At 68.2% G+C, this 6345-nt stretch carries 6 protein-coding genes; all 6 read right to left on the bottom strand.

Annotated elements, in window-relative coordinates; all coding sequences use genetic code 11:
- The coding region (locus tag AB4Z46_RS34895; protein WP_442288132.1) for an NAD(P) transhydrogenase subunit alpha at positions 1-296 on the bottom strand (296 nt) is incomplete at its 3' end.
- A gap of 29 nt (positions 297-325) precedes the next feature.
- Complete coding sequence (locus AB4Z46_RS34900) at positions 326-1456, bottom strand: Re/Si-specific NAD(P)(+) transhydrogenase subunit alpha (RefSeq protein ID WP_442288133.1); 1131 nt, start codon at positions 1454-1456, stop codon at positions 326-328.
- A gap of 19 nt (positions 1457-1475) precedes the next feature.
- Complete coding sequence (locus AB4Z46_RS34905; RefSeq protein WP_442288134.1) at positions 1476-3446, bottom strand: acetyl-CoA carboxylase biotin carboxylase subunit; 1971 nt, start codon at positions 3444-3446, stop codon at positions 1476-1478.
- 4 nt (positions 3447-3450) lie between these two features.
- Positions 3451-4920, bottom strand: a complete 1470-nt coding sequence (locus tag AB4Z46_RS34910; protein ID WP_442288135.1) for an acyl-CoA carboxylase subunit beta — start codon at positions 4918-4920, stop codon at positions 3451-3453.
- Between the two features lie 8 nt (positions 4921-4928).
- Positions 4929-5900, bottom strand: coding sequence for an LLM class flavin-dependent oxidoreductase (locus AB4Z46_RS34915; RefSeq protein WP_442288136.1), 972 nt, complete (start codon positions 5898-5900; stop codon positions 4929-4931).
- 49 nt (positions 5901-5949) lie between these two features.
- The coding region (locus tag AB4Z46_RS34920) for a CoA-transferase (protein WP_442288137.1) at positions 5950-6345 on the bottom strand (396 nt) is incomplete at its 5' end.

Below are 6345 nucleotides of genomic sequence, written 5' to 3' on the forward strand. Positions count from 1 at the left end.
GCCTTCTTGTCCTTCTTCTTGAACATCTCCAGCATGCGCCGCGTCACCAGGAAGCCGCCGAAGACGTTGACCGCGGCCAGCGCCACCGCCAGCACGCCCATGGTCTTGCCCAGGCCGGTCTCGGTCAGCGCCGCCGCCAGCATCGCCCCCACGATCACGATCGCCGAGATCGCGTTGGTGACCGCCATCAGCGGCGTGTGCARSGCCGGCGTGACGGTCCACACCACGTGGTAGCCGACGTAGATCGCCAGCACGAAGATGATCAGGTTGATGACGGTATGGGAAACGGGATCCATGTCTTCTCCTCCGGGGGTTCGCTTATTGCTTACTTCTTGGTGACCTGGCCGTCTTGCGCCATCCGGCAGGCCGCCACGATGTCGTCCTCCAGGTCGATCTTGAGCGTGCCCTCCTTGGCCACGATCAGCTTCAGGAAGTCGAGCACGTTGCGCGCATACAGCGCCGACGCGTCCGCCGCCACCCGCGCGGCCAGGTTGGTTTCGCCCACGATSGTCACGCCGTGCYTGAYGACGGTCTTGTCGGCYTCGGACAGCGGGCAGTTGCCGCCCACCCCGTCCGCACCCTTGCCCGCGGCGATGTCCACGATCACCGARCCCGGCTTCATCGAGCGGACCATGTCCTCGGTGATSAGCGTGGGCGCCGCGCGCCCCGGGATCAGCGCGGTGCTGATCACGATGTCGGCCAGCGCCACGCGCTTGGCRACCTCCACCTGCTGGCGCGCCAGCCAGCTCGCGGGCATCGGCCGGGCGTAGCCGCCGACGCCGACGGCGGCTTCCTTCTCCTCGTCGGTGTCGTAGGACACCTCGATGAACTTGCCGCCCAGCGACTCGATCTGCTCCTTCACGCTCGGGCGCACGTCSGACGCCTCGATCACCGCGCCCAGGCGCTTGGCGGTGGCGATCGCCTGCAGGCCGGCCACGCCGACGCCCAGGATCACGACGCGGGCCGCCTTCACGGTGCCCGCGGCGGTCATCAGCATCGGRAAGAAGCGCTGGTACTGGTCGGCCGCGATCATCACGGCCTTGTAGCCGGCGATGTTGGCCTGCGAGCTCAGCACGTCCATGCTCTGCGCGCGCGTGGTGCGCGGCGCGGCCTCCAGCGCGAAGGCCGTCAGCCCGGCGCTCGCCAGGCGCTCGAGCCCGGCGCCGTCGAAGGGGTTSAGCATGCCGATGACCACCGTGCCCGGCTTCATCAGCGCACACTCGCGCTCGTCGGGGCTGCGCACCTTCAGCACGATCTCGGCCCCGAAGGCCCCCGCCGCATCCGCGATCTCGGCCCCCGCAGCCTGGTACGCCGCATCGGTCACGCTCGCGGCCACCCCGGCCCCGCTCTGCACACGAACCACATGGCCCTGCGCCACGAGCTTCTTCGCGGTCTCCGGGGTCACGGCAACTCGGGTTTCGCCTGGCAATGTTTCAGCCGGAACGCCAATCTTCATACAGACCGCCTTCAGAAATTCATTCGAATTCGATGATCACCGCGTCAAGCGCGAGCGCATCACCGCGGCCTGCGTGGACCTTCGACACCACACCGGCGCGCTCGGCGCCGAGCGTGATCTCCATCTTCATGGCCTCGACGACGCACAAGGGATCGCCGGCAGCCACGGTCTGGCCCACTTCCGCGGAGATCGCGATGACCTTTGCCGGCATCGGACTGCGCAGTTGAGACCCGGCCGCCACCTGTTGACGCTGCGGCATCCACGCCAGCAGCTCGGCCTCGCGACCCGACAGCACGCAGACCTCGGCCTGCGTGCCGGCATGGGCCAGCGTGGCACCGTCGCCGGTGCGGCGAAACTGCATCGCCACCGCCTCGCCGTCGATCGTGCCCTGCCAGACCGGTTGCCCCGGCACCCAATCCGAGATCACCTCGCGCACGACCCCGAACAGATCGTCGAAGCCGATGCGCCAGCGGCCGCGCTGGCCCGTGACCGTGACCCGGTGCGAGGCAGATCCCAGCCGCACGACACGACGCCCGACCGCCGCGCGCCCTTCATCGGCCAGCGCGTCCATCGAGGCGGCGACCGCTGCCATTCGCTGCGCAGCGAGTCCTTCCGGCTGCGGCCACACGAAGCCGCCCTTGAACTCGTCGGCGATGAATGCCGTCGACAGCTTGCCGGCGCGCCAGCGCGGATGGCGCATCAGCGCCGACAGGAACGCAATGTTGTGCCGGATGCCTTCGATGGCAAAGGCATCGAGCGCGAGCGCCTGCTGGTCGATCGCCTCGGCCCGCGTGGGCGCGTGCGTCACCAGCTTGGCGATCATCGGGTCGTAGTGGATCGAGATCTCGCCGCCCTCGTACACGCCGGTGTCGTTGCGCACCGTGACGCCATCGTGCTGGCCCTCGGCGGGCGGGCGGTAGGTGGTCAGCCGCCCGGTGGCCGGCATGAAGTTGCGCGTCGGGTCCTCGGCATAGACGCGGCTTTCGACCGCCCAGCCCTTCAGCCGGATGTCTTCCTGCGCGAACGCCAGCTTGCCGCCGGCGGCCACGTGGATCATCTGCTCGACCAGGTCGATGCCCGTGATCAGCTCCGTCACCGGATGCTCGACCTGCAGCCGGGTGTTCATCTCCAGGAAGTAGAAGGACTTGTCCTGACCGCAGACGAACTCGACCGTGCCCGCCGAGTCGTAGTTCACGGCGCGCGCCAGCGCCACGGCCTGCTCGCCCATGCGCCGGCGCGTGGCCTCGTCGAGCAGCGGCGACGGCGCTTCCTCGATCACCTTCTGGTTGCGGCGTTGAATGGAGCATTCGCGCTCGCCGAGATAGACCACGTTGCCATGCTTGTCGCCCAGGACCTGGATCTCGATGTGGCGCGGATCGACGATGAATTTCTCGACGAACACGCGGTCGTCCCCGAAGGACGATGCCGCCTCGGACTTGGCGCGTGCATAGCCCTCGGCCACTTCGGCGGCCGATGCCGCGATGCGCATTCCCTTGCCGCCACCGCCGGCCGAGGCCTTGATCATCACCGGATAGCCGATCTCGTCGGCGATCTGCACCGCATGGGCCGGGTCCGAGATCACGCCCAGGTAGCCCGGCACCGTCGAGACCCGTGCCGCGCTGGCGCGCTTCTTGGATTCGATCTTGTCGCCCATCGCCTCCATCGCGCCCGGGTTCGGCCCGATGAACACGATGCCGGCCGCCTTCAGCGCCGTGGCGAAGGCCGCGCGCTCCGAGAGGAAGCCATAGCCCGGATGCACCGCATCGGCCCCCGTGCGGCGGCAGGCCTCGATGATCTTGTCGATCACCAGATAGGAATCGACCGCCGGCGCCGGTCCGATGTGGACGGCCTCGTCGGCCATCCGCACGTGCAGCGCCCGAACGTCGGCATCGGAATACACCGCCACCGTCCGGATGCCCATGCGGCGTGCGGTCTTGATGATCCGGCAGGCGATCTCGCCGCGATTGGCGATCAGAATCTTGGAGAACATGGGGCTAGAGGGGTAGGTTGGCGTGCTTGCGCCAGGGCTGCACACGCGACTTGTGCGCCAGGAGTTCGAGCGCCCGCACGAGGTGCCGGCGGGTCTGGCGCGCAACGATGACATCGTCGATGTCGCCGCGGTGCCAGGCAGCGTCGGCCGTGAGGCGCTGCCGCGCAGCTTGCGGATCGTCGCCCAGTGCCACCGCGCCCTGGGCGTTCAGGAGTCCGATCTGCGCGTCGGGCCACGCATAGACCAGGTCGGCGCCGAGCGCGCGCGCCCCCATCGCGCCGCCCGCGCCACCGAAGGCCTTGCGCAGCACCACCGTGACCAGCGGCACTGTCGCCTGCGCGTAGGCGCACAGCAGCTTGCCCACGTGCCGGGCAACGCCGCCGTGTTCTTGCGCGACGCCAGGCAGGAAGCCCGGCGTATCCACGAAAGTCAGCACCGCGATCCCGAAGGCGTCGCAGAAGCGCACGAAGCGCGCCATCTTGCGTGCCGCGTCGCCGTCGAGCACGCCGGCCAGTACCGACGACTGGTTGGCCACCACGCCGACCGTGCGGCCGTCGACGCGCGCGAAACCGATGACCGCATTCGGCGCAAAGGCAGATTGCAACTCGAAGAAGTCCGCATCGTCGCTCACCTGCGCGATGAGCTCCTTGACGTCGTAGGCATCGGCATCGGCTGGCGGAACCAGCGTGTCCAGCGCAGGCGCCTCGCGGCCCGCGTCGTCCAGGCTGCGCCGCTGCGTCGGCCCGCCGCGGTTGTGCAGCGGCAGGAAGCCGAACAAGCGGCGCAATTGACGGATCGCCAGCACTTCGTTGTCGAACGCCCCATCCGCCAGCGACGAGGTCTTGCTGTGCACGCCCGCGCCCCCGAGTTGCTCGGCGCTCACCTCTTCGCCCGTCACCCGCTGGACCACCTCCGGCGCGCTGAGGAACAGGCTGCTGTCGCCGTTGGCCATGAAGACGAAGTCGGACAGCGGCGGCAGCAGGGCATCGGCGCCGGGACAGCCGCCGACGATCAGCGAGATCTGCGGCACGACGCCGGAGGCGGCGGCGGCGTTGCGCACGATCGCGCCATGGCCCGCCATTGCGGCCATGCCGCTTTCGAGGCGCAGGCCGGCCGTGTCGAAGATGCCGATGATCGGCACCCGGCTTTCCAGCGCGAGTTCCTGCAGCCTGCAGATCTTGCGTGCATGCACCTCGGCCAGTGTGCCGTGGCTCACCGACATGTCCTTGGCAAACACGCACACGGCGCGGCCGCCGATGGTGCCGCGCACGGTGACCACGCCGTCGCCGCTGCAGGCGTCGTCGCCGCCCAGGCGGGCACCCAGTTCGGTCGACGAACCCTCGTCGAGCAGCAACTCGACGCGTTCGCCGGCGGTCAGCCTGCCGCGGGCATGCTGCGCTTCGGCCCATGCCGTCCGCCCAGGGGCCGGCCCCGGCGCGCGAGACGCGGCCGGCTGGTCGAGAATGGCTGCCATCGCCGGCTTCAGCGCTTCTTCTCGGCCACGTAGGCCCGCAGGCGCGGAACGATCTCCTTGGCGATGATCTCGATCTGGTCCATCTCGTACTTGTACGGAACGAAGACCAGCTTCTGGACGCCGACGTCGATGTGCTCCTTGAGCTGGGCCACGCACTCGTCGACGTTGCCCATGATGGCGCTGTCCATCGTCGACTGGCTGCCCTGCGCGATGTCGAAGTCGACGTTCAGCCACTCCAGCATCTTGCCCTGCACGGCTTCGCGCGAGGCGCCCACCATGATAGGCAACTGGTTGCCGTTCATCAGCGTGGACGGATCCTTCCCGGCTTCGGTGGCGTAGTTGCAGACCTTCGCCCAGGACTCGACGAAGGCCGCCGGCTTGTAGAAATAGGTGAGCCAGCCATCGCCGTCCACCGCGGCGCGCTTGAGCACGCGGTCGGCATAGCCCCCGATCAGGATCGGGCAGGGATTCTGCACCGGCTTCGGGAACATCACGCCGGCCGGGATCTTGTGGTGCGTCCAGTCTCCGGAGACCACATCCTCGGTCCAGAAGCGCTTGAGGATCTGGAGGTTGTCGTCCATGATCTTGCCGCGCTCCTCGTAGGCCACCCCGACGGCGTCGAACTCGCGCTTGTACCAGCCGGCGGCCATGGCCATCAGCAGGCGGCCGTTGGACAGCTGGTCGATGCTCGACAGCTGCTTGGCCAGCACCACCGGATTGCGCAGCGGCAGCACCAGGATCCCGGTCGACAGCTTGATCTTCTTGGTGCGCGCGGCAATGGCCGTCAGCAGCGTGAGCGAATCGATGATCGGGAAGTGCGGATCGACGCCCAGCAGGATGTGGTCCCAGACCCAGATCGAGTCGAAGCCGAGTTCCTCCATGCGCACGCCGTACTGCACCAGCGCCTCCGCGTTCGGGATTTCCGGAAAGGCCGTGAAATTACGCGCTGCAATGCCAAACTGTCCGTGCAAGGTTGCCATCAATGTTCTCCTGTGATTCGATCGTCGAAATGGGGGGGCTCGACCCGCGTCATGCGATGTAGAGCCGGTCCGGGTCCAGCTTGCGCAGGGCCGCGAGTTCGGCCGCGCTCGGGACCTCGGTGGTCGCGATGTGCTTGTCGTGCAGCAATTCGAAGCCGGTGTTGTCCTGCACCTGCTCCAGCGTGACGCCCGGATGCAGCGCGACGATCTTCATGTGCCGGGTCTTGTCGTCGAAGCCGAAGATGCCCAGGTCGGTCACGACGCGGAACATGCCGCCGGCCAGCAGGCCCCGGTCCCGGCGGCTGCTGCCGCCATCGAGGAAGCCCGGGCTGGTGACGAAGTCGACCTTGTCCACGAAGCGGCGCCGCTCATGGCGCATCGCCACGATCATGTGCGTCAGGCTCGAGATGTCGTTGCCGCCGCCGGTGCCCGGCAGCCGCGTCTT

Origin of the sequence: Variovorax sp. M-6 (assembly GCF_052114385.1) — a bacterium.
In the GTDB taxonomy this organism is placed as follows: domain Bacteria; phylum Pseudomonadota; class Gammaproteobacteria; order Burkholderiales; family Burkholderiaceae_C; genus Variovorax.